This is a genomic window from Paraglaciecola aestuariivivens (genome assembly GCF_052983255.1).
This window is the reverse complement of the sequence record NZ_JBRKBA010000005.1, coordinates 175,695-199,076: the sequence shown is the minus strand read 5'-3', so window position 1 is coordinate 199,076 and position 23,382 is coordinate 175,695. Positions and strand designations below refer to the sequence as shown.

Below are 23,382 nucleotides of genomic sequence, written 5' to 3'. Positions count from 1 at the left end.
ATCGTTTTCTACACCATCTGGCGCAACAAGAAACTGGTATTTAGCGATAGTAAACGCCAACATCCTAATGCTCCTAACAACCCTACTACCAAAGCGCCGGCTAAAGGTGCGATTAACCAATATTGCCAATGAATACTGGCAGGCATTTCAAATATTTGACTCTGCAGTAAATACAAACTGAGCTCATTTGCCACTGCCGCCATGGCGCCTGCCACTATACCTATAATCACAAACTCAAAGATAACACTTAAGCGGATCATGCGGCCTTTAGCGCCTAAGGTACGCAATATAGCGAGTTCTTGTTGACGTTCATCCATACTCGCTTGCACTTGTGCTATCAATACCAAAGCCCCTGCAGCTAACACTAAGACTAAAATAAACTCAATGGCCATAGACACTTGCGAAATAATGCTACGAATTTGCTCGATACGCGCGTCAACATCTATTAGGGTGACATTAGCAAAAGGCTGCATTAATTGAGTAATCTCGCTTTTGCGACCTTTGGCTAAGTTAAAACTAGAAATATAAGTAGGCACATAACTCTGCATAGCCCTTGGTTCTATAACAAAGAAAAAGTTAGGCTGCATGGATTGCCAGTTCACATCCCGAATACTGGTCACTGTGACATTTACGATTTCACTGCCAATATTAAAAGTTAATTGGTCACCCATAGCCAACTTTAAGCGCTCGGCTATGCCCTTTTCAATCGACACTTGGTAAGGCTTTTGGCTTTCACTAGCTGTACTTTCAAGATCAAACCACTGCCCTTCTAGGATTGAATTACCAGGCTGTAAACTGGTACTCCAAGTTAGGTTGGCCTCTCTGCCTAAACCACTTCTTCCCTGATTTTGCTCTTCAGGATCTTCTTTACTCACAGCGGTACGCACTTTTTCGTCATTTATCGCAACAAAACGCCCTCTTACCACAGGATAAAAACGATCTATAGCAACCTTATTCTCCTGAAAATGTTGCTGTAGCTTAGGTTGTTGCTCTTGACTGATATTTACTAAAAAGTAGTTAGGTGTACCTTGGGGTAACTGCGCTTGCCACTGCGCCACCATATCGTTGCGCATCACTAACACCACCAGCAATAACATAATAGTGATGGCAAAACTGATTAGCTGTACGCTGTTGTCCATGGCACGACGATGAATTCTGGCCCAGGCTAGCTGCCAAGGCCCCATTTTACCTTGTCCTAACTTACGCCCTAACCAAATTAGGCCAAAAGTCACCACCAATAAGCCCAGCACCAACACTATGCCTGAGAAAAATAAAATCGCGCTTACTTTAAGATTTTGACTGTAGGCCCACATCAGTAAAAAAATTGCGCCTCCCGAGGCCACAAATTGAATTACTCTAGAGCTTAAATTTGCGCCTAAATCACGACGTAACACCCGTAAAGGCGAGACTGAAAACAATTTTAATAATGGATATAGAGAAAATAATACGGCACAAATAGTACCGGTAAAGATGGCAATAAGTAGTGGCCGCCAATGCCAAACATTGAGTGAGACTTCAACTTTTTCGGCAATGGCAGTAGCTACCAAATGCTGAATAACAAAACCTAATACACTTCCAACCAAGATTCCTAACGCGGTAATAAAAAGTATTTGTAATAAATATACCTGTTGCACCATAGCTTTAGGTGCCCCTAAGGTTTTCATAATAGCGACAGGATCATAGTGCCTTTGACTATACCTTTGCGCTGCTACCGCAATAGACACAGCCGCTAACACTATGGCCAGTAGACTAGCGAGTAAAAAGTATTTTCCGGCCCTGCCTACCGCGCGACCAATGCCAGACTCTTCATCTTCAATAGAGTCCCAGTCATGAATTTCTCTGTCTAACTGCGGTTTAAGCCAAGCATAGTACTCTTCTAGTGCACTGTGCTCACCAGTAAAAAAGTAACTATAAGAAATTCGACTACCTGGACCTTCAACCTTAGTTGCGGCCAAATCGGCTTTTGAAATTAATACCTTTGGATCGCCACCAAATACATTAAAGCCAGCGTCTGGGACTTCACTTAGCACTTTGCTAACCACAAAACTGGCATCACCTAATTCAATTTTATCGCCTATTTCAATGGCTAAGGTTTGAAATAATTGCGACTCAATCCAAGCTTCTCCTGAACTAGGTAAGAGTTCGGTTGGCTGGCCTTGAGCAAAGGGTTGCTCAGCCACTTTCACCTTGCCCTTAAGCGGGTAACCTTGGCCAGCAGCACGTAGATCAACTAAGTCCATTTGCTGATTAGCAAAAGCCATAGAGCGCGCATAGGTTTGATGCGCAGTATTTAAGCCTAACTCTTGGGCTTTGAGGATCCATGCTTGATCAACCGGGCGATTAGCATCTAACACTCTATCAGCAGCGATAAACTCTGCGCTTTTCTCGGTCAGAGCGGTTTTTAACCTTTCGCTAAATAAAGACAAAGACAATACAGAAGCCACAGACAATATTATGGCCAGTAAAATAATAGTTAACTCACCGCGCTTAGTTTCGTGTTTAAACAAACGCCAAGCTAAATTGATAGTTTGTTTGGTCATTTTACTTCACCACGTGCAAAGCAGCTGCATCAGCCTGTTTTTCGGCAAAAATTTCACTTAGCTCACCAGCTTGCATGTGCAATTGCCTGTCACATTTATTGGCTAGTTCTGAATCATGGGTCACTAATACTAAGGTTGTGTGCGAATGCTGATTTAATTCAAACAATAATTTTTCAATTTTTTCGCTATTTGCCGCATCTAAATTGCCTGTGGGCTCATCGGCAAACAGTATTTTGGGCTCTGAAATAAAAGCTCTAGCAATGGCAACTCTTTGTTGTTCACCACCCGATAACTGATTGGGATAATGGCTGGCTCTGTGCTCTAAGCCCACTTTTTGCAAAATTTCTAAGGCTCGTTTTTTAGCATCTTGATGCCCTGCTATTTCTGCAGGCAGCATAATGTTTTCTAAGGCAGTTAAACTTTGAACCAACATAAAACTCTGAAAGATAAAGCCCACTTTTGCTCCACGTAGCTGAGCCCTTTGCTCTTCATCCATGTTTTGCATGGCTTCGCCATCAAGCCAAATTTCACCCTCGCTAACTTCATCTAAGCCAGCCAATAGACTTAACAAGGTGGATTTACCTGAACCCGACGCCCCAACTATGGCGACAGATTCACCGGCCTTGACTTCGAAACTAATAGGCCTGAGGATCTGTAATTGACCTTGCGACGTAGTAACTGTTTTACTTATAGCTGCTGTTTTAATCATAGTTTTTGGAGTCATAGTGCCTTTTCTTAAACCTAAATCGTTTATTAATCAATTATCTATCTTAGTGTTTATTATACCCATTTTGCTGATTTCAGATCACGCTTGGGGCAAAGATACAAAATTACTCATACTAGGCGATAGCCTAAGCGCGGCTTATGGGCTAAAGCAAGAGCAAGGTTGGGTTAGTTTGTTACAAGATGCGTGGAAAACCAAACCTATCACTATAGTTAACGCTGCCATAAGTGGTGAAACCACTGACGGAGCCTTAGCTAGACTACCACGCTTACTTGAACAACATCAGCCAACCCACATTTTTATTGAGCTAGGTGGCAACGATGGGCTTCAAGGCCATCCTGTTAGTAAAATGCGAAATAATTTAGAAAAAATGATTCAAATGGCCAAGGAACAGGGAGTAAGTGTGTTATTGCAGCAAATGCAAATCCCGACTAATTATGGCAAACGCTACACCCAAATGTTTAGCCAAACTTACCTCAGTTTAGCCGAACAATATCAACTCGTTTTATTACCTTTTTTCTTAGAAAACATTGCCTTAGATAAAGAGTTAATGCAAAGAGATGGCATTCACCCCAATGCACAAGCACAAATTATTATTGCAAAAGATATGCAAAAAAGACTGTCTCCTTGGCTATTCCCGCTAGCAGAATAATAATTTACAACTAGTATTGTAGGTTAGGGTTTCATCATTAGTGAGGAGGTAAAGATGGAAATAGGCTCAGCTGGCGCCGGTACATTAACTCAATCAGCTCCATCGCAAGCTCAGGTTAATCCACCAGAAAATGTTGTGTCTCAACGTGCAACATTATCATCACCAGAAGTTCAGGAAAGGCCACAAGTGTCTCCACCTGCTAATCAGAGAGTAGGTTCGATAATAGACATTAGGGTTTAAAAGGGTTAAAAAAACCGAGTCATTGACTCGGTTTTTTCTGTTAAGGTCTTAAGTACTGCATTGGTTTGCTATTTTGCAACTGCAGGTACCTGTCTCGTAATTTGGTTTGTCTAGATACTCTATCTATCAACTCCCCTTTAATTATCACCTGTTCAGCCGTTTCTGTGACTTCTAATGGGTCTCCTGACCAAACCACAAGATCGGCTTGTTTGCCTGGCTCTATACTGCCTAAGGTGTTATCTACCGCATAAATTTTGGCAACATTTATGGTCAACGCAGCTAATCCTTGCTCCCAACTCATACCATTTGCCACAGCATTACCCGCATGTTGGCGAGCCAATCGAATATTATGTGACTCCATGCCTATACTAACTTGTACCCCTGCCTTAGCTAAACGACTGGCATTTACTAAAGTGGCACCAAGTTGATCAAAGCTAGCGGGTAAGTTGGCTTCAGGATCTAATATGACTGCAATATTATGCTCTGCCAAGGCTTTGGCGACTCGCCAGCCTTCGGTGGCATGAGTGATCACTATATTTAGTTTGGGATGCCTTTGCTTAAGCCCAATAACTTGACGAATATCAGCAGTTCTGCGGGCATCAACTAACAAAGGGATCTCGCCATTAACAAGCGGTATTAAAGCCTTAATATCGGCACGGCTAAGCTCCCCATGCCAGGCTTGGGTGGGCGCTAACGATTTGCCAATGGCAAAGGTCGCTTCTGCTAATGCTGACTCTAAACTTACCCACAAAATACTACGCGAGCCACCATTGTGATCTGCCCCGCTATTATTTACTTGAGTACTAATAAAACCCCGTGCTTTGTGCACAACTTGCGGCGAATCGGCCAGTGAAATAATGGCTCCTTGGCCATTAAAGAGCTGACCGGTTCGGCTCATAGAAGTGGCAGCAGAAGTTACCCCTTCAATACGAGCAATGGCCATCAAGCTTGAATCTGCATTAATGGCATAAGACACATCAAAGGCAGCGCCAACTTTAGACATGCTAGTTAAACTGCTGTTGCTGTCGTTAGTGCCTGCTGAAAAGCCCACATCAACTAAGCCTAATGAAGTGCTTGCTCCTATTAAGCCTGGGGTTAGCAACTTACCTTTGGCGTCTATTACCTCATAACCTTGTAGGTCTGATTGGCCTTGTTTTACTACCGTAATTTTTCCATCTTCTATCAGCACAGTGCCATTTTCTATTGTGCCCTGCGCACTCATGGTATGCACTTTAGCGCCAACTATGGCCAGTTTTTTTGCAGTACTTTGGGCAGAAAAACACAAAGCGCTAATTAAGCTAATGATGACTAAAGTTTTCATTTGCTGTCTCCTTCACCTGGTTGGCCTAATTCAAAGTCACTCACCGGCCAGGTTTGCGGTTGTGTTCTGTCATAAACTAATGCCCCATCTAGGTATACATGTTCGGCTTGTGCATAAGTTGAAAACGGGTCGCTACTCCAAATAACCAAGTCAGCGTTTTTACCTGCTTCTAACGAGCCAGTCTGCTCAAAAATACCTAGTGATTTAGCCGGATTAGCCGACAACCATTGCCATGCCTCGGCTTGACTAATATCAATACCAGCTCGTTTACCATTAGCCCAGGCTTTTGCTGCTTCTTGATTTAAGCGCTGTATGCCCAAATCACTATCCGAATGCACTATGGCACAGGCCTTAGCTTGGTGAACCATTGGCACATTTTCTTGAATACCATCATAGGCCTCAAGTTTAAAACCCCACCAATCGGCCCACATAGCCGAACAAACGCCTTCTTGGGCTAGCTGATCGGCAATTTTATAAGACTCCACTGCATGGTGAAATGCGGTGATTTTGTAATTAAACTCTTTCATTACATCTAACATAGTGCCCATGTCATCGGCTCGGTAACAATGCATATGCACTAAAATTTCACCTTTAAGGGCCAGTGCCAAGGTTTCTAGTTTGAGATCTCGTTTAGGAACAGCAGGATCTTTCCCCGCTTCATGATCAGCATAATATTTATCCCACTTAGCTTGGTAATTTTGCGCATCGGCCCAGGCTTGACGATAACCAGCTACGTTACCCATACGAGTAGACGGCCCACCTTTGCTGCCATACACACGTTTAGGGTTTTCACCACACGCCATTTTCATACCATAAGGGGCATCTGGAAATTTCATATCTTGTACTGTATTGCCTGGCATATTCTTAACTGTTACACCACGACCACCCACTAAGTTTGCTGAGCCAGGTAAAATCTGCATAACAGTAACTCCACCTGCTAATGCTCTTTGAAACCCTGGGTCTTGTGGCCAAATAGAATGTTCGGCCCACACTTGTGCAGTAACCGGCTTAGTGGCTTCGTTACCGTCAGAATGCGCTTTGCCTCCAGGTGCCGGATACACTCCCAAGTGACTATGTACATCAATAATGCCTGGTGTTACCCATTTTCCCTTTGCATCAATAACTTGTACTTCACCTTCTGGGCTAATGTCTGACCCTATTGCCACCACTTTTCCGTCTTTTAGCAACACACTGCTATCTGTAAATTGTCCACCTATACCGTCTAAAATAGTGGCGTTAGTAATTAAAGTGGGCACACTCTCTAAAGGTTTGTAGGTACTTGGAAAAGGGTTTTGGTTGACCTCAAAAGCCGGCTCATTGTTGGCTTTTTTATCTGTGTCAGAGCACCCCACCATAGCCAATAAGCCTGCCATAGCAGCAAGTTTTATTGACTGAGACGAATCGATGATTCTTTTCATATTTGTCCTTAATTTAACTAAAGATTTTTATGGGTAACTAAATTTAAGTAGGCCTAATCCTAGTCACTAATTCTAGTGATTACTAGGATTGGATTTGCTGTAAAATTTGGTCTGCACATTTTAATCGGCGTATCTGGCTAAAAAGCTGCTCTGCTTCAGCATATTGACGACTAAGGTAACCTAACCATTGTTTTACCCTGTTTGGGTAATACTTACCTTTTTCACCAAATAATTCGTATCCCGAATATTGCACAAGCAAGTCTTTTACTTGTGACCAAGGCATCACATGGTCTTGACGTTTTATAACTTGCGCTAAATTAGGCATGGCTAAGGCACCTCGACCTAGCATAATATTTTCGCAAGCAGATTGTTGTTGGCAATTTAGCGCATCTTCACGGCTCCAAATCTCGCCATTGGCAACAATAGGTATATCTACTTGTTGTTTTATTCTTGCTATCCAATCCCAATAAGCTGGCGGTTTATATCCGTCAACTTTAGTTCTTGCGTGTATGACTAATGAGTCGGCCCCAGCGTCTGCAATAGCTTGTGCGTTTTCTATGGCTAAAGACGCATCATCAAAACCTAAGCGCATTTTGGCACTCACCAACTGCTCTTTTGGCACGGCTTGGCGCACTTCTTTCACAATCTTATGAATAGTTTCAGGCTCTTTTAATAACACTGCCCCACCTTTACTTTTATTGACGGTTTTAGCAGGGCAACCAAAATTTAAATCGACTCCATGCGAGCCTAGCTCGACGGCTCTGTTAGCATTCTCTGCTAACCAGCTTGCATGTTGTCCTAACAACTGAACTTTAACTGGGGTGCCGCTTGGAGTCAGTCCCCCTTGCTTTAATTCTGGGCAAATTCGGTAAAACACCCGCTTGGGCATAAGTTGATCAACAATTCGTACGAACTCGGTCACACATAAATCAAAGCCACCTACTTGGGTTAACATATCGCGCATAAGGTGATCGACTACGCCTTCCATAGGCGCTAAGGTAATCTGCATAAATAAGGAAAGATTCTTTGATTATAAAAGTCGTGAACTCTAACAAAAAGCCGGTTTAAGTGGCAGCTATTATTCAGGTTTTAATCGCTTACCTTGCTTTTTCCTGTTGGCGCATAAAGTTAAGATTTGTTGCTTTTGGCTATCACTGGCCTGCCCCCAAATTAAAATTTCATCAAGGGTTCTAAAGCACCCCGCACAGAGGTCTTGGTTATCTAAACAACAATGACGAATACAGGGAGAAGCTATCAAGGGTTTTGCTACTTGAGTCATAGAGTTACCAAAATAAGGGAAAATCCCCTGTTAGACCAACACTCATGCTAGTATAAGGCAAGACAGACTCTTAAATAAGCCCTGCCTTAACTATCTAGTCACCTGAATGCGAAGAATGGTATGAACAACTACAGTATACAATCATATGGAAATTTGATTGTAGTTGATCTAAAAGGACAGTGGTCGGTACAAGACGATCTGGTTTATATTTCTTCCTTGGGCGAAGAAATTGCAAAACAAAAAAATCACCCTTGGGCGATCTTAGTTGATATGCGTGGTTGGCAGGGTCAACCTCCTGCCGCTCAAGCAAGTTTCAAAATTAGCTTAGATAGACGTAACCAAAAAGCTGAATATTGGATAGTTGACCACCCCGCTCAAGCAGACTATTTATTGCCTTACTTTAACCACACCTCAGTTCGCCCACAAAAATTTATAGAATTAAACCAAGCAAAAATTGTGATTGCACAAGCAGGCCATAACCTAACCCAAGTGCCGCTTTTTGTAACACCTGATAATTAATTTAAGGCAATAAAAAAGCCGCTTAATTGCTTAAGCGGCTTTGATATATGGCGTCCCCAAGGGGATTCGAACCCCTGTTACCGCCGTGAAAGGGCGGTGTCCTAGGCCTCTAGACGATGGGGACAAAAAATCTTACTTGCAAAGCACGCTTTGCAGATTTTTTGTAAGGCGAGTCGAGCCTGCGAGAGGAGCGACATAACTAAGTGCAAAATCTAAAGAGATAAACATCTTAGTCACTCTTACAAAAACAATCTTTCATCAAACTATATATCAACTGGCCTAGGTGGTAGTTAATAATCCTTGTTTTAACACTTAAGTTAAATCATTTAACTTAATTTATATGGCGTCCCCAAGGGGATTCGAACCCCTGTTACCGCCGTGAAAGGGCGGTGTCCTAGGCCTCTAGACGATGGGGACAACAATTTTGCTCATCAAAGCTACGCTTTGATAAATTGTTGTAAGGAGAAGTGAGCCAGCGAACTGAGCGACATTATCTTCTTCCATACAACAGAATAAGTTGTCTTATCTTTTTATCTACTGGCCTAGGTGGTAGTAGACAATCCTTGATATTGGTGGAGCCAGGCGGGATCGAACCGCCGACCTCTTGCATGCCATGCAAGCGCTCTCCCAGCTGAGCTATGGCCCCATACTTATTTTAAGCCTTAGGCTTTTCTTTAATAAGTAGGCGTCGTTCCGTGACAGCGGGGCGCATTCTAGGCATCTGCTCTTTTCATGTCAACGCTTTTTTTACGAATTTTCTCTAATTGCTATATATTTCAGCGCTTTGGTTATACGTTGTTCAATTTGCTCAGGTTTTAACAAGGCTAAAGTCACATCTAAAGAAGGGGAATTACCTGCACCAGTCACTGCAACACGTAACGGCATGCCCACTTTACCCATGCCTACTTCTAATTCTTCTGCCGTGGCATTAATAGCTTGATGAATAGACTCAGGATCCCATTGTGATAACTCGGCCAATTTTGATTGCACAAGTTGTAGAGCCTCTTTGGCAACAGGACGTAAATGCTTTTTCGCCGCTTTCTCATCAAAGCTTTCGTACTCTTGATAAAAATAAGCTGAAATTTCAGCTAACTCTTTTAGCGTTTTGACTCTGTCGGCTTGTACACTAATCACCTCTTCTAGGGCTGGGCCTTGGCTTAGATCTATTCCTTGCTGCTCAAAATGCCATTTAGCATGCTTGGCAACTTCAGCTGCTGGAAGAGTTTTAATATAATGCTGGTTTAGCCAGATTAGCTTATCGGTATTAAATGCCGAAGCAGATTGCCCAATAGCGTCTAAAGAAAACAGCTCTATCATTTCGTCCACAGAAAATACTTCTTGATCGCCATGCGACCAACCTAAGCGCACTAAATAGTTTAATAATGCCTGAGGAAGATATCCGTCGTCTCTAAACTCCATTACCCCTACAGCGTTAGTACGTTTAGATAATTTTTTACCATCATCACCTAAAATCATAGATACATGCGCATATTCAGGAATAGGCGCACCTAACGCTTTTAGTATATTAATTTGGCGAGGCGTATTATTGATATGGTCTTCACCACGAACCACATGGCTAATGCCCATATCCCAATCGTCTACTACAACGCAAAAATTATAAGTAGGGGTGCCATCTGAACGACGAATGATTAAATCGTCTAATTCACTGTTAGCTATTTCAATATCACCACGTATATGATCTTTTATCACCACACTGCCTTCGAGCGGGTTTTTAAAACGAATAGCATAAGGCTGATCTGTAGGGTGATCGGTACGTTCACGCCAAGTACCTGGATAACGTGGTTTCTCACCATTAGCTTTTTGGGTTTCTCGTATGGCGTCTAACTCGGCGGCCGGCATAAAACATTTGTACGCTTTGCCTTCTGCTAAAAGCTGATCAATTAATTGATTATAGCGATCAAATCTTTGGGTTTGATAAAATGGACCTTCATCCCAATCTAAACCTAACCATTGCATGCCTTCTAAAATGGCATCTATTGCAGCTTGAGTTGAACGCTCAATATCTGTGTCTTCTATTCTTAAAACAAACTTACCACCTTGGTTTTTAGCATATAACCAAGAATAAAGTGCTGTTCGAGCACCACCTACATGTAAATAGCCTGTTGGGCTGGGGGCGAATCGTGTTACTACCGTCATGAAATTCAAAACCTATAATAAAATTGGCGCCATTTTATCAGGCTCTGGGGAAGATGAAAAAGACAATTAGAACTTTGAGCCTAATTAACGCTAGTGTTGGATAAAATTCCAACGCATTTAGCCTATTTATATTAATTTAATGTTAACAACTCAATTAATTGCTGGGTTTTTAGTCATTCAGACAATAATTTTAAATTTAATGTTGACAGTCAAAAGCCCTTACCTATAATAGCGCTCCACTTACCGGCACCAACCAGTAAGTTAAAAAATTTGGTCGCTTAGCTCAGTTGGGAGAGCATCGCCCTTACAAGGCGAGGGTCACTGGTTCAAGCCCAGTAGCGACCACCACATTTAGTTTTTAAGATAGCTATTTTAAAAACACCCAAGATACGGTCGCTTAGCTCAGTTGGGAGAGCATCGCCCTTACAAGGCGAGGGTCACTGGTTCAAGCCCAGTAGCGACCACCACATTAAAGCCCAGAGTATTAATTTACTTGGGGCTTTTTTATTGGTTTTTGAAAACTTAAGGTAGTCATAAACACGTCCGTGATGAACCGCACCTGGTTACCACGTAACAAATCCGCCTTCCCTGGCGGATTGTTCAAGCTAGCGGAGCCGTGCTCCTAAAGAATCAGCTTGAACCCACCAAATTAAAGCTCGGAGTATTGGTTTACTTCGGGCTTTTTTATTGGTTTTTGAAAACTTAAGGTAGTCATTAACACGTCCGTGATGAACCGCACCTGGTTACCACGTAACAAACCCGCCTTCCCTGACGGATTGTTCAAGCTGGCGGAGCCGTGCTCCTAAAGAATCAGCTTGAACCCACCACATTAAAGCTCGGAGTATTGGTTTACTTCGGGCTTTTTTATTGGTTTTTGAAAACTTAAGGTAGTCATAAATACGTCCGTGATGATCCGCTCCCAAATCCGCCTTCCCTGGCGGATTGTTCAAGCTGGCGGAGCCGTGCTCCTAAAGAATCAGCTTGAACCCACCACATTAAAGCCAGGAGTATTAATTTACTTTGGGCTTTTTTATTGGTTTTTGAAAACTTAAGGTAGTCATAAACACGTCCGTGATGATCCGCTCCCAAATCCGCCTTCCCTGGCGGATTGTTCAAGCTGGCGGAGCCGTGCTCCTAAAGAATCAGCTTGAACCCACCCCATTAAAACCCGGAGTATTGATTTACTTCGGGCTTTTTTATTGGTTTTTGAAAACTTAAGGTAGAAATAAACACGTCCGTGGTGATCCGCTCCCAAATCCGCCTTCCCTGGCGGATTGTTCAAGCTGGCGGAGCCGTGCTCCTAAAGAATCAGTTTGAACCCACCACATATCAAACCCGCATCGGTAACGCTGCGGGTTTTTTATTGGGTTTAAAGCACACCTGCGGCTTTGTATAACTGCAGGTGAACATTGACTAATGCGTCGATATCTCTTTGATAACCACCACCTATTACAGCCGCTACAGGTAGCCCTTTTTGTTGGCAAAGGTCGAATACCAAGCGATCTCGCTGATAAATGCCCTTGGTACTCACGAGTAAATGCCCTAAATCATCATCCACATGAATATCCACACCTGCATCATAAATTACCGCGTCTGGCCTGAAGGTATTGATGGCTAAATGAAGGCTTGCATCTACTGTGTCTAAATATTCCGCATCTTTTGTGCCTTTGGATAGGTTGAAGTCCAAGTCTGAATGCTGTTTGTAATAAGGGAAGTTCTTTTCGCCATGGATAGAGACGGTATACACATTAGGGTTGTTTTCGGCCAACTTGGCTGTGCCATCACCTTGATGCACATCACAATCAAAAATCAGGACTTTATCAATAGTTGGGTCTTGTAGCATCGCAAGTGCTGCCAGATACAAATCGTTAAACAAACAAAAACCCGAGCCGTAATTAGCAAAAGCATGATGATAACCACCAGTTAGGTTTAACGCTTTACCCTGCTCTAGCGCCAATTGCGCAGTTAATACTGTGCCACCCACAGCAGTTAATGAACGTTGAATAAGTTGGGGCGACCAAGGAAAACCAATTCGTCGCATGGCCTTAGGATCTAAAGTACCTTCAACAAGTTGTTGCACATAAACCGGGCTAAACACCTCTTTAAGTTCAGACACCATTACTGGCTTAGGTTGATAAAAGCAGTCCTCGGATACTCCTTTGGCTTCTAACTTGTTGCGTATTCCTTGATATTTTTGAATAGGAAAACGGTGATGACCAGGCAAATCGAGTTGGCTATAAATGGGGTGAAAAACCAAAGGGATCATGTAATTTTACAACTCAGTTATCAGAAAAAATTGCAGAAAAAAAACCATTCTACTTGATAAAACGTTAAAGTATCGGCTGAAATATTCGCTATTGTTCATCAAATTTAGGAAACACTAAATGAAATCCCTACTTAAAATATCCTCTCTAGTTTGCACTTCGGCGCTGCTAATTTATAGCCAGAATAGCCATGCTCAACAACTGGCTTACACAGATCAAGCCCAATTGCATGACATCCAAAAACAGATTTCTGCCCAACGTATCGAGCAAGATATTCGCACTTTAGTAGGCTTTGGCACTCGCCACACCTTATCTGATACTAAATCGAATACCCGTGGCATAGGCGCGGCCAGACGTTGGATAAAAGCCGAGTTTGACAAAATTTCTGCTGAGTGTGGTGGTTGCTTAACGGTTTACTTTCAATCAAAAGTGATAGAGGGAGAAAAACGCATACCTAACGCAACCGAAGTGGTGAGTGTCATTGCCGTACAAACAGGCTCAAGCGATCCAGATAGATATGTGATGATGTCGGGAGATATAGATTCTCGCATCTCAGATGTAATGAACTTTACCGACGATTCACCAGGAGCCAACGACAATGCTTCGGGCGTAGCTGGCACCTTAGAAGCAGCCAGAGTCTTATCTAAATATAAATTTAATGGCAGCATAGTTTACGCCGCATTAGCCGGCGAAGAGCAAGGTTTATTTGGTGGCAAGATTTTAGCTGAACAAGCACAAAAACAAGGTTGGCGTTTAAAAGCCGTACTAAACAACGACATGATAGGCAATATTGCTGGCATTAATGGCGTAATCAATAACACCACAGCACGCATTTTTGCAGAAGGCACCCGTCAAACCGAAACCGATGCTGAAGCACGTACTCGCCGCTTTACCGGTGGTGAAGTAGACTCACCTAGTCGTAACCTAGCACGTTACATAGATCTAATGGCCGACCGCTACATTCCTAACCTCGACACTATGGTGATTTATCGCCTAGACAGATTTGGCCGTGGTGGTCATCATCGCCCATTTAATGACCTAGGCTATCCTGGCGTACGTATTATGGAAACTAACGAACACTACGAACGCCAGCATCAAGACTTACGTACCGAAAACGGCATTACCTATGGCGATACTATAGAAGGTGTAAACTTTGAATATGCCGCCAAACTTACAGCTTTAAATGCCGTATCTTTGGCCGGCATGGCTTGGGCGCCCTCGCCTCCTGCTGGTGTGACTATTAAAGGTGCAGTACGCCCTAGTACTACCTTAAGTTGGAAGGCGCTAGATAAACAACAAAACAGTCAATTAGCCGGGTATAAAATCTATTGGCGTTATACCGACGCCCCACAATGGCAATTTAGCAAGTTTGTGGGTGATGTAAATGAATACACTTTGGAGAATGTGGTGATTGATAACTATTTCTTTGGGGTAGCCAGTGTAAGTAAAGACGGCTTTGAAAGCCCTGTGGTATTCCCTGGTGCCGCTGGTGCTTTTGGAGAATAACCTATTGGCATAGTAACAATAATGGTCGTTCCGGCAGGTTATTAGCTGGAACGGCATTTAATTAAGGTTAGCTTATGTGCCGCAAGCAACCATTAACAGCCCTAACTTAGCGGTATTAAAATTGCAGCTAACTTGCTAAGTACCAGATAAGTAATATTCTAATTGCTACATCATTTATAAATGGACTCAGCAATGAATGTAACACTACAAGAATCTGCTTTATTAGCCGATATCATTTCAGCTTTAGCCATTGTCATTTCTTTAATTTTTGTTGGCCTTCAAATTAAAGACAACACCAAGGCGACACAAGCATCGACATTTCATGAAATAGCTTCTTTAGATATCCAGTTATTATTGAATTTTGCTAGCTCTCAAGAATCAGCAAGAGTCAGTACTTTATTTAGAGAAAACCCTAATGAATTATCTGATGAGGATAAAAATTACGGCTTTATATGTTTGCTGCAGAAGTGCGACATATTGAAAATTTGTTTTTACAAAAACAAAGTAAAATGTTGAGCGAAAGAAGTTGGCGCTCCAGAAAATCTCTAGTTGATGGCTTGATACTTTCTCCAGGCTTTGGAGTTTTAATAGCTGGCCACAATAAAAAATATTTTGATGGCTCTTTTATTGAATATGCAGAAAAAATTAGAGCTGAAAAACAAACTAATTCACAGCCCTAAAGTCTGTTGGTCTGATTTTTTGCGGTATGAATGGTTACTCTTTTTGGCTGTTGAAAAAGATTAACTGGCTCGAAAGGATTCGAGACAAAACTGGCAGGACGCCAGTGAGCGTAAGCGAATGCTTTTAGAACAATAGACCAACGGCTGCTGCCCGCTAGAAATTCCAGTTCAAATTAATACTAACTAATCTCTTCAAAGAGCGAAAAACGGATCTTCAATTATTAAACATTGATGAGCGACTCAACTGAGTTAATAACCGTTAAAAATATTGAGTTTGAAAATGTGGTTCAACCAATAGAAGCCATTTGGCTATCCTAGGCTGAGGCATAACAGACCATCCGTGGTTGTTTGAGATTCTAGAACCGCAGAGTCGAACGATGGCTTTACTCCCTTATAAAATCACGTCATCGCATAGGCTTAAGACCTACTTTAGCCTCACCAGCTAACTTACGCTATAAATAGGGCCAGCTCTGCACGGTCTCGCCCTATTTATATGCTTTCCAGAAAGTTGCCATACCTTCTATACTCTTCCAAGCAGGGGCGCTAAAAACGTGATCATCATAAACTTTTTGCCACTTAGCAGCTTGGGGCTCTACCTTGTTACGAATAATATGTAAGTCTTTAAACCCATAAACCGCATCGTCTTCGTGAGTTACTTGCTCTACATGATTGAAATTGTGCTGATGATGGGGTTGTCCTAAAAAGTCATAAATACCTGCTAGAGTTTCATCTGGTGCATGGGTCAGCGCATCGTATTCAACAAAATGCATATTGTCGCGCCAACCACGGGTGATCGCGTCTCGAATAGCATTAAAAGCCCGCCCTACCGGTTGTGAATCATCGGCAAATACTTCCACTCTTCCTCTAGCGGTTTTAAACTTCATAGCCATGCTGTTTTCTTGAGGTAACTGCCCTAAGCCCGATGTATTGCGGTAAAGCTGCTCGAAGGATGCCAACACATCACGTAGGTCTCTTACAGTAACAATAACTTTAACCTTGTCACGCCCCCCGACTAAGGCAGCGGCCATTTCCAAAAACTCACACCAAAAACGGTTCTTATCAATACAAATTGGCTGGGGTGCGTGAGCAAAATAGCTTTGCAACATATCCTGCATAACGCGTTGCTTGATTTGTTCACTAAGCCCTCTATCCATGGCTTTGAAAGCCTCATTTTGGTCCCAGTGATTGCGCACGTTTACCAGCATATCTATGATCCCTGAAGTCGGTGTGGTGTAACAATCAGGGTTTTGCGCCAATATATTAGTTAACAAGGTTGAGCCACTGCGGGGTAAGCCAGCAATAAAATAAATAGTTTTAGGGGCACTGTTTACAGACATTAGGTTTTCCTGCTTTAAGGGGATTAAGTCGACGATAGTTAGAGCCAACCGATAAAAACTAACTTGGCTAATATAAGCAAGGCGCATGAAGACGCCCTGATATTTCAGAAGCTTACGTTTAAGTTAGATTTGGACACTCGGCTTTGTGCTGCGATGGCGCCCCCACCCCAACAATGCCAAAGACAAGCCAAACAGGGCTAAAGTGCCGGGCGCCGACACCACACCTGTGTTAGGAGTTGTGACGGAATTCGAAAAAATGTTTAAAGACAGAAAACTGAAGTCTTGCAAGGCAGAGTTGTCAGTATAGGACACCGACCAGTCATAAGCTGAGTCTAAACCTGTGACACTAAATTTACTCAAATCAAACCAGCTAAGAAAATCATTGCCCAATCCAAAATCAAAGTCGAAGGCCGTAAGAAAATCAAAAGAGTCGCCGTCATTTTCAACATAACTGCCATCAAAGAAGAAATTGAAAAGGGTAGTATCGGCCAAAGTGACGTCCCCCTTCACCTCTAATACATCATAAATACTGCTACTGGTAATTTCGGTTTGCAAGGTTCCAAAGAAATCTACATCACCGTTTAGAACTAAGGTACCCGGAGAATTTCCCGGATTGACTGTGGCGTTTTGGCCAATTGTAATTTGGTTTGCTGCAATAGTGCCTGATCCGCTTAAGCTGCCGTCCTGAATATCAACTCTCCCCCCATCAATACTACCGTTAACAATAGTGCTGCCAGCGTTTTGAGTAAAGCTCGCGGAACTCGTATTGCTTAAACTATTAAACTCACTAATTTCAAAGGTGCCACTATTGGTTATTGCCCCACCATTATCAATTCGGCCATCGTTTATTAGAGTGCCACTGTTGGCCAACATAGTGCTAGCGCCGTGGTTGGTCAGAGTACCTGTGTTGGTCAGAGTACCTGTGTTGGTCAGAGTACCGGTGTTGGTCAGTGTGCTATCAATTCTGTTATTAAGAGCACCCTCGTTGTTCAGAGTACCAGTGTTGGTCAGTGTACTAACACCACCGAAGTTGACCTTGTTACCATAATATGAATAGAAGGAGTTACCGTATGCCGCTATAGTTTTCGGGTCAATTCGGGCTTCGCTGTTAGTTAGGGTCCCCTTGTTGATCAGAGTACCTGTATTGATAAAATCGGCCGCATGGGTATTAAGCAGTAAACCATAGTTATTCAGAGTGGAGCTGTTATAAAAACTTCCACTGTTCTTCAAAAAACTGCTATTGGACAGTGTGCCTACATTGGTTCCCACACTATAGTTGCCAACTCTACCATTGTTGGTAAAGTTGCCACTGTTGTACAGACGGCTATCGGAGTAACCATTGCCAATATTGTATATATTGCCATTGTTGACAAAGTTTCCAGAGTTGTCCAATGTGCCAGAGTGACCAAAAAATGTTCCATTGTTGTTCAGATCACCATAGCTAAATAGGCTGCCATAAGTGCTGTTCGTCCAACGAACGTAATTGTTCAGCTCTCCAAAGTTAAATAAGCTGCCACCATCATAGATACCCATATGACGAAGGATGTTAAGGGTGTTAAAGTTGTAAAGTTCGCCTGTTGTTTTTAAAGCAGTCCTATAAAAACCATCATAATAGGTATTTCTAATGGTTAAAAAATTGCGCGTACAAGAAACATCATTAGCCATTCCAACGACAACATCATTAGCAATTCCAACTAATATTTTGTCTGTACTATCACAGTCTAAAGCGACGCTCGGCGGTGCTTTAAACGAAGCATAGCCATGGGCCCGATGGCTAAACGCACCATATCCGACCAATGACAACGTGAGTGTCATAAGTTGGGTTACAGGGCGCTTTTTGAATTGAAGGGGTCTTTCTGTACTACTCTTTTTATTTGGGGACCTAGACATCATTTACTTCCTAAGAGATTGCTCTATTCTTACGGTTTTCCCTCCCAAAAAATTCTATTTAGGCTAGGCACGTTTTCTCAACTTCACTCAAGAAGCGCAAAATTTGTCTCTGTTAAAATTCATGCACTAAACGAGCTCTTTACTCATACATCCATTACAGTTCTATCAAACATTTAAAGTCATTTGATACTGTGCATAGTGGTGTACACACACTACATTAATATTAATAGGTTATAAAGTTATAATTTTATAAAATTAAGAGTTATAAAAAACTAACGACTCACTTTCGTAATTCGAATCAATTTGGTTCAAAATAATTTCGCTTAAATTTCAACCCACAAAACATGTAGAGTTTTATTTAATTTGCTTTCTAGCGTATTTAGCCTAGTGAATGAATTTCGTATAATTGACCGCCCTACCCCGTAGTTTCAGATCGTATAGGTAAAGAATTCTGACGGTCTCGTTCTATTAATTCCAACCTTCGTCTTGCGACGGTCCGCTTATGGCACAAACTGCTATTTGACTCCCTTCAAAGCCCAAGCTAATGGCTTCTACCTCTGGAATGAGCGATTATCGGTCATACGATTGAATTAATTACGACTGGTAAGCATAACCTTTTAGGAGCCGTTGATTAATCTTAGCTAAATTCAAAAAATGCCTGATAGCTGACCAAAAAATTTTGTTGGTTTTAAGCCTAGCTGATAATCTAAACATTTCCGGCTATTCGTGGTAGTTGTCTAATAATCCAAAAAGCAATTTTTGGTCACTCTAATTTTATCCTTTAACCAACCCAATTTTAGCGCAGAGAGCTTGCTATAAATTAAATTCAAAGTTGATGAGCATGAATTAATTTAACTGAAAGGCTCAAATGACATAAACAAAATACCAAGGCTTAGGCCTAGGTATTTTGTAATAGTTGTAGTTACGATTTTTTGCGGCGCGAAAAGCCTAAACCAGCAAGCCCAAGACCGAGAAGAGCAACTGTGGCAGGTTCTGGTATGGCAGAAATTCTATCGCCAGATACAACAATATTATCTAGAAAAATCCCTTGCCTTGTGACAGAACTGTCCGTACCAAGTCCAAATCTAATATTTACCAAGCCGTTATCAAATGTTTGTAAACTAGCCACGGAACTGCCACTCACAGTCCCCCACCATACACCAGTCGCCCCAAAAAAAGGAGGTACATGCCCCGACCCCCCAGTATGTGGAGTGCCAGATATAATAGGCAAACTCACACCTCCAGTAGCCAGCCAACCAAAATTATCAAAGCCAGATTCAACTTCTGCAGCGAAATCGAACGCAATTTGTGTATTTTGATAACCAGTAAGATCTAAAGATAAGTTATAGAAATCTTGCGCGTTATTTGAATAATTGGTCGAGAAATGTCCAATTCCAAAGGTTCCGTTACCAAGATTGGCAACGTTTGAAACTCCAAAATTTTGTGAAGTCCTAGTTATCCATTCGTTAGCACCAAGGCCTGTCTCGAAGTCTTGACTGAAAATTACGGTTGCAAACGACTGAGCTGAATAGACTCCGAAAGTTAGGACCATTAGAGTTATTGCTATTTTCATAGATATTTACCTTAGTTTGATTTAGATTCAAAAAAATCAAAGCGAATCTCATGCCAAAAAATTAAAATGCATTAATAACAAGCGGTTAAAAAATGAACGAGGTTTCAAAAGACGCAAATTGTATATAAAGCTGACACTTAAAGTGCACCTTTGTTATTATATAAGTGATTACACATAGGGCGTGTGGTGCAAAACGCCTGAAATTGGATTGGCTCAAATAGTGCAAAAAAACTGACAGTTTAATTTGGTGTAGATTTATATCTTGGTGCGACGACCTCAACCATCCGCTAAGTGTAAAAGAGCATGTTCAATAGTGACTTGCTCAAGGTCTGCAGCCTGCAAGCTAGAACCGTTCATTGGTTGATTCGGCTATGACTGCAATTAGCACAAACATCCAATACAACCTCAATGCTGTGATCGTCTGCTTACATCAGAGAGCTTCAATAGTGTAAAAAATCCTGACGATCCGCAAATGGCACTAAGCAGAGATTCCCAATCGAGTTGGGAATGACGTTTTTTGCCACCTAACTGTTAAGAAAACCCAAACTGCATAAACACAAAAAGCGATACAGCATTGGCATTACACCAACCCTATATCGCTTTTAATAAAAGTAAAAAGCTTAAGCGCGTACTTGCCCTTCACCCATTACTAAGTATTTTTCAGTAGTCAGTGACTCTAAGCCCATTGGGCCGTAGGCGTGTAACTTAGTGGTAGCGATACCTATTTCAGCACCTAAACCTAACTCGCTGCCATCAGAAAAACGTGATGAGGCGTTCACCATGACTACCGAGGCATCCACAGAGCGTTGGAAACGTCTGGCGGTGACTTCGTTTTTAGTGCAAATCACTTCTGTGTGATGACTACCAAAACGGTCGATGTGCTCCATTGCCCCATCTATGCCATCTACTACACGTACGGCAATTTCTAAGTCTAAGTATTCTTGACCAAAGTCTTCTACCGCTAGTTTATTTGCGTTTTCAAAGTATTGATGGGCGCCGTCACAGGCATTTACTGTTACTTGTTTTTCTTTAAGCTTGCTGGCTACTTTAGGTAAAAACTCGGCGGCAATAGCTTTATCAACTAACAAGCCTTCAATAGCGTTACACACACCTGTGCGTTGAGTTTTACCGTTAACTAACAAGTTCATCGCCACTTCTAGGTCGGCATCTTTGTCGATATACAAGTGACACACACCTTTGTAGTGCTGAATAACCGGCACTTTACTGTTATCGGTAACAAAGTTAATTAGGCCTTCGCCACCGCGTGGGATGATCACGTCTATGCTGTCGCGTTGTTGCATTAATTCAAGCATTAGGTCGCGGCTAGGATCAGGCACTACTGTGATCAGTTCAGCTGGTAATTCAAAGCTAACTAATACGTCTTGCAATATTTTTGCAATGGCTAGGCTAGAGGTTAGCGCTTCTTTACCACCACGCAATATCACTGCATTACCTGATTTGAAACATAAGGCGCCTGCATCTGCGGTAACATTAGGGCGCGCTTCGTAAATCATACAAACTACCCCTAGTGGTACACGCATCTTACGAATTTGTAAGCCATTTGGACGTTCGCTAACAATACGCTCTGCACCCACTGGATCATCTAACTGGGCAATCACTTCGATGCCTGCTGCCATACTCTCAATGCGCTCTTGGTTTAAAGTTAAACGGTCGATCATAGAGGCATTTAATTGGTTTGCCTTGGCTTGAGATAAGTCTTGCTCATTGGCGCTTAGTATCGCCTGTTGATTATCACGCAAAGCCTTGGCCATAGCGTTTAATACTTGATTTTTTTTAGCTTCATCTAAAATCGCTAAAGTTTTGGCAGCTTTTACTGCACCTTGAGTTAATGCTTTAATCATTTTTAATGGTCCTCTAACATAGCGATGTTTTTGTCTGAAATAATGGGGCCGGTTTGCTGCTGAAATTCGTTGGCAAACTCTTTGTCGTCTTGACTGGTTATAAAATTAAGTAAGCAGCTACTGTAATTTGATGTTGCCTTTGCTAACTCTGTGCCATCGTGCTTACGCACTAAAATGGTGTCACCTACTGCAAACTCACCTTTTACATCAATCAGGTCATCGCTAGTTAACTGATCATTTTGGGCTGTTGCATCTAACTTTCCAGCAAAATCGTCTTCTACTATCACTTCGCCCTGCGCGGTAGACGTATGGGTCATCCAATGCAAGTGTTCGTGCATAGGTTGAGCGTGTGAGGAAAACAAGGTACCTGGATTTTTACCTTGTAATAGCATGTTGAAAGACAACTCAGTAAAGCCATTCACTATGTAGGTATCAATACCATGTGAGGTGGCTTTTTCGGCGGCTTCTACTTTGGTTTGCATACCGCCTGTGCCTACTGAACTGGTTGCGCCGTCGGCCATGGCATAGGTTTCTTCAGTAATTTCATGCACTTCTGGTAATAGCACGGCATCGTCATGCTTGTGCGGGTTTTTGTTGTACAAACCATCAATATCTGAACATATAATCAAAGCGTCGGCATCTGCCGCAGCGGCCACTATGGCAGATAAATTATCATTATCGCCAACCTTGATTTTATGGTCGGTAACTATAGTGTCGTTTTCGTTCACTATGGGTAATACCCCATGTTCTAGTAAACTATTGATAGTATTTTTAACACTCACATAACGTTCACGATCACGTAAATCACAACGTGTAAGCAATATTTGCGCACTGGCAAAATCAAACAACTTATCCCAAGTGGCCATCATTTCCGTTTGACCTGCTGCAGCCATGGCTTTTTTTAAGGCAATGTTTTGTTCAATTTCATCAGGAAACAAATGTGAGCCCGCCGCAACAGAGCCAGACGACACTAATACCACTTCTATACCCTGGCTTCGGCAATTAACAATAAATTGCGCAATGCTAAGTAAATAATGGCTACTACAGCCCTTTCCGTGAGGCGCGATCAATGCGCTACCGACTTTTAAGACGATACGATTCCAGTTAACTTTTTTCATTTAATTAATACTAACCCTGCGCTAATAAGCGCTTTTGTTATTTTGACACTGATATTGAATATGAGGCTGTTATGAACTAACAGCCAAATTTAACAGAACTAGTTAGCTGACTTGACCTGCTTAGAGGTGAAGTTGCTAGTTAGTTTGTTAGATGCAACAGCTGAGTGTTGCGAAGATTGGTGTGATGCTGAAAAAGTGCCGGTAACCTTTTGCAGAATTACCATGAAAAGCCCTAATCCCATTAACAATTTAAAACACAGATATTGAACGATTGATAACACTGGCCCCTGTTTAACTTCATT

General features: G+C 42.2%; 18 protein-coding genes and 5 tRNA genes. 7 read left to right on the top strand and 16 right to left on the bottom strand.

What is annotated here, in order from left to right; all coding sequences use genetic code 11:
• Positions 1-8: 8 nt before the first annotated feature.
• Together ACVCDT_RS09585 and ACVCDT_RS09580 are read right to left on the bottom strand one after the other, a co-directional pair.
• Positions 9-2,540 carry an ABC transporter permease gene (locus ACVCDT_RS09585; RefSeq protein ID WP_447132546.1) on the bottom strand — a complete coding sequence of 844 codons (2,532 nt, stop codon included), beginning with the start codon at positions 2,538-2,540 and terminating at the stop codon, positions 9-11.
• 1 nt (position 2,541) lies between these two features.
• The gene (locus ACVCDT_RS09580; protein WP_447132545.1) at positions 2,542-3,264 is read right to left on the bottom strand and encodes an ABC transporter ATP-binding protein; all 723 of its coding nucleotides are present in this window, start codon (positions 3,262-3,264) and stop codon (positions 2,542-2,544) included.
• Position 3,265: 1 nt separating this feature from the next.
• Between ACVCDT_RS09580 and ACVCDT_RS09575 the strand changes: the two genes are divergently transcribed.
• Together ACVCDT_RS09575 and ACVCDT_RS09570 are read left to right on the top strand one after the other, a co-directional pair.
• On the top strand, positions 3,266-3,916 hold the full coding sequence (locus tag ACVCDT_RS09575; protein ID WP_447132544.1) for an arylesterase: 651 nt from the start codon (positions 3,266-3,268) through the stop codon (positions 3,914-3,916).
• A 54-nt stretch (positions 3,917-3,970) separates the two neighbouring features.
• Positions 3,971-4,156 (top strand): hypothetical protein, encoded by a 186-nt coding sequence (locus ACVCDT_RS09570; protein ID WP_447132543.1) that lies wholly within the window; start codon positions 3,971-3,973, stop codon positions 4,154-4,156.
• A 40-nt stretch (positions 4,157-4,196) separates the two neighbouring features.
• Here the strand turns inward: ACVCDT_RS09570 and ACVCDT_RS09565 are convergent, their stop codons facing one another.
• The 4 genes from ACVCDT_RS09565 to ACVCDT_RS09550 form a co-directional block, all read right to left on the bottom strand.
• On the bottom strand, positions 4,197-5,477 hold the full coding sequence (locus tag ACVCDT_RS09565) for an amidohydrolase family protein (protein ID WP_447132542.1): 1,281 nt from the start codon (positions 5,475-5,477) through the stop codon (positions 4,197-4,199).
• Positions 5,474-6,895 carry an amidohydrolase gene (locus ACVCDT_RS09560; protein WP_447132541.1) on the bottom strand — a complete coding sequence of 474 codons (1,422 nt, stop codon included), beginning with the start codon at positions 6,893-6,895 and terminating at the stop codon, positions 5,474-5,476. The genes ACVCDT_RS09565 and ACVCDT_RS09560 overlap by 4 nt, the downstream gene beginning before the upstream one ends.
• A gap of 82 nt (positions 6,896-6,977) precedes the next feature.
• Positions 6,978-7,904 (bottom strand): tRNA-dihydrouridine synthase, encoded by a 927-nt coding sequence (locus ACVCDT_RS09555; protein WP_447132540.1) that lies wholly within the window; start codon positions 7,902-7,904, stop codon positions 6,978-6,980.
• 69 nt (positions 7,905-7,973) lie between these two features.
• Positions 7,974-8,174 (bottom strand): DUF1289 domain-containing protein, encoded by a 201-nt coding sequence (locus ACVCDT_RS09550; protein ID WP_447132539.1) that lies wholly within the window; start codon positions 8,172-8,174, stop codon positions 7,974-7,976.
• A 120-nt stretch (positions 8,175-8,294) separates the two neighbouring features.
• On the opposite strand from ACVCDT_RS09550, the gene ACVCDT_RS09545 reads away from it, so the two are divergent.
• Positions 8,295-8,693, top strand: coding sequence for a hypothetical protein (locus ACVCDT_RS09545; RefSeq protein WP_447132538.1), 399 nt, complete (start codon positions 8,295-8,297; stop codon positions 8,691-8,693).
• 48 nt (positions 8,694-8,741) lie between these two features.
• Here ACVCDT_RS09545 and ACVCDT_RS09540 read toward each other — a convergent pair.
• From ACVCDT_RS09540 to gltX, 4 genes are all read right to left on the bottom strand, one after another.
• Positions 8,742-8,817, bottom strand: a tRNA-Glu gene (locus tag ACVCDT_RS09540).
• A 217-nt stretch (positions 8,818-9,034) separates the two neighbouring features.
• Positions 9,035-9,110 (bottom strand) — tRNA-Glu (locus tag ACVCDT_RS09535).
• A 153-nt stretch (positions 9,111-9,263) separates the two neighbouring features.
• Positions 9,264-9,339: transfer RNA gene (locus ACVCDT_RS09530), tRNA-Ala, on the bottom strand.
• A 101-nt stretch (positions 9,340-9,440) separates the two neighbouring features.
• Complete coding sequence (gene gltX, locus ACVCDT_RS09525; RefSeq protein WP_447132537.1) at positions 9,441-10,850, bottom strand: glutamate--tRNA ligase; 1,410 nt, start codon at positions 10,848-10,850, stop codon at positions 9,441-9,443.
• A 272-nt stretch (positions 10,851-11,122) separates the two neighbouring features.
• On the opposite strand from gltX, the gene ACVCDT_RS09520 reads away from it, so the two are divergent.
• Together ACVCDT_RS09520 and ACVCDT_RS09515 are read left to right on the top strand one after the other, a co-directional pair.
• A tRNA-Val gene (locus ACVCDT_RS09520) sits at positions 11,123-11,198 on the top strand.
• Positions 11,199-11,241: 43 nt separating this feature from the next.
• Positions 11,242-11,317 (top strand) — tRNA-Val (locus tag ACVCDT_RS09515).
• 902 nt (positions 11,318-12,219) lie between these two features.
• Here the strand turns inward: ACVCDT_RS09515 and ACVCDT_RS09510 are convergent.
• The gene (locus tag ACVCDT_RS09510) at positions 12,220-13,116 is read right to left on the bottom strand and encodes a histone deacetylase family protein (protein WP_447132536.1); all 897 of its coding nucleotides are present in this window, start codon (positions 13,114-13,116) and stop codon (positions 12,220-12,222) included.
• A 118-nt stretch (positions 13,117-13,234) separates the two neighbouring features.
• Here ACVCDT_RS09510 and ACVCDT_RS09505 point away from each other — a divergent pair, with 118 nt between their 5' ends.
• A complete protein-coding gene (locus ACVCDT_RS09505) occupies positions 13,235-14,620 on the top strand; it encodes a M28 family metallopeptidase (RefSeq protein WP_447132535.1) in 1,386 nt (461 codons plus the stop codon).
• A gap of 192 nt (positions 14,621-14,812) precedes the next feature.
• Positions 14,813-15,136: a hypothetical protein gene (locus ACVCDT_RS09500; protein ID WP_447132534.1), complete on the top strand. Its 324-nt coding sequence runs from the start codon at positions 14,813-14,815 to the stop codon at positions 15,134-15,136.
• A gap of 649 nt (positions 15,137-15,785) precedes the next feature.
• On the opposite strand, the gene ACVCDT_RS09495 is transcribed toward ACVCDT_RS09500, so the two are convergent.
• From ACVCDT_RS09495 to proB, 5 genes are all read right to left on the bottom strand, one after another.
• Positions 15,786-16,637: a sulfotransferase family protein gene (locus tag ACVCDT_RS09495; RefSeq protein ID WP_447132533.1), complete on the bottom strand. Its 852-nt coding sequence runs from the start codon at positions 16,635-16,637 to the stop codon at positions 15,786-15,788.
• A 123-nt stretch (positions 16,638-16,760) separates the two neighbouring features.
• Positions 16,761-18,530, bottom strand: coding sequence for a hypothetical protein (locus tag ACVCDT_RS09490; RefSeq protein ID WP_447132532.1), 1,770 nt, complete (start codon positions 18,528-18,530; stop codon positions 16,761-16,763).
• Between the two features lie 919 nt (positions 18,531-19,449).
• Positions 19,450-20,100, bottom strand: a complete 651-nt coding sequence (locus tag ACVCDT_RS09485) for a PEP-CTERM sorting domain-containing protein (protein WP_447132531.1) — start codon at positions 20,098-20,100, stop codon at positions 19,450-19,452.
• A 620-nt stretch (positions 20,101-20,720) separates the two neighbouring features.
• Positions 20,721-21,962: a glutamate-5-semialdehyde dehydrogenase gene (locus tag ACVCDT_RS09480; protein ID WP_447132530.1), complete on the bottom strand. Its 1,242-nt coding sequence runs from the start codon at positions 21,960-21,962 to the stop codon at positions 20,721-20,723.
• Between the two features lie 2 nt (positions 21,963-21,964).
• Positions 21,965-23,080: a glutamate 5-kinase gene (gene proB / locus ACVCDT_RS09475; RefSeq protein ID WP_447132529.1), complete on the bottom strand. Its 1,116-nt coding sequence runs from the start codon at positions 23,078-23,080 to the stop codon at positions 21,965-21,967.
• Positions 23,081-23,382 lie beyond the last annotated feature (302 nt).

Coding starts and splice junctions, on each gene's coding strand:
- ACVCDT_RS09480 (WP_447132530.1), bottom strand. CDS start 21,962: ATGATTAAAGCATTAACTCAAGGTGCAGTAAAAGCTGCCAAAACTTTA.
- ACVCDT_RS09505 (WP_447132535.1), top strand. CDS start 13,235: ATGAAATCCCTACTTAAAATATCCTCTCTAGTTTGCACTTCGGCGCTG.
- ACVCDT_RS09580 (WP_447132545.1), bottom strand. CDS start 3,264: ATGACTCCAAAAACTATGATTAAAACAGCAGCTATAAGTAAAACAGTT.
- proB (WP_447132529.1), bottom strand. CDS start 23,080: ATGAAAAAAGTTAACTGGAATCGTATCGTCTTAAAAGTCGGTAGCGCA.
- ACVCDT_RS09500 (WP_447132534.1), top strand. CDS start 14,813: ATGAATGTAACACTACAAGAATCTGCTTTATTAGCCGATATCATTTCA.
- ACVCDT_RS09550 (WP_447132539.1), bottom strand. CDS start 8,174: ATGACTCAAGTAGCAAAACCCTTGATAGCTTCTCCCTGTATTCGTCAT.
- ACVCDT_RS09585 (WP_447132546.1), bottom strand. CDS start 2,540: ATGACCAAACAAACTATCAATTTAGCTTGGCGTTTGTTTAAACACGAA.
- ACVCDT_RS09560 (WP_447132541.1), bottom strand. CDS start 6,895: ATGAAAAGAATCATCGATTCGTCTCAGTCAATAAAACTTGCTGCTATG.
- ACVCDT_RS09485 (WP_447132531.1), bottom strand. CDS start 20,100: ATGAAAATAGCAATAACTCTAATGGTCCTAACTTTCGGAGTCTATTCA.
- ACVCDT_RS09545 (WP_447132538.1), top strand. CDS start 8,295: ATGAACAACTACAGTATACAATCATATGGAAATTTGATTGTAGTTGAT.
- ACVCDT_RS09490 (WP_447132532.1), bottom strand. CDS start 18,530: ATGATGTCTAGGTCCCCAAATAAAAAGAGTAGTACAGAAAGACCCCTT.
- ACVCDT_RS09570 (WP_447132543.1), top strand. CDS start 3,971: ATGGAAATAGGCTCAGCTGGCGCCGGTACATTAACTCAATCAGCTCCA.
- ACVCDT_RS09565 (WP_447132542.1), bottom strand. CDS start 5,477: ATGAAAACTTTAGTCATCATTAGCTTAATTAGCGCTTTGTGTTTTTCT.
- ACVCDT_RS09555 (WP_447132540.1), bottom strand. CDS start 7,904: ATGCAGATTACCTTAGCGCCTATGGAAGGCGTAGTCGATCACCTTATG.
- ACVCDT_RS09510 (WP_447132536.1), bottom strand. CDS start 13,116: ATGATCCCTTTGGTTTTTCACCCCATTTATAGCCAACTCGATTTGCCT.
- gltX (WP_447132537.1), bottom strand. CDS start 10,850: ATGACGGTAGTAACACGATTCGCCCCCAGCCCAACAGGCTATTTACAT.
- ACVCDT_RS09495 (WP_447132533.1), bottom strand. CDS start 16,637: ATGTCTGTAAACAGTGCCCCTAAAACTATTTATTTTATTGCTGGCTTA.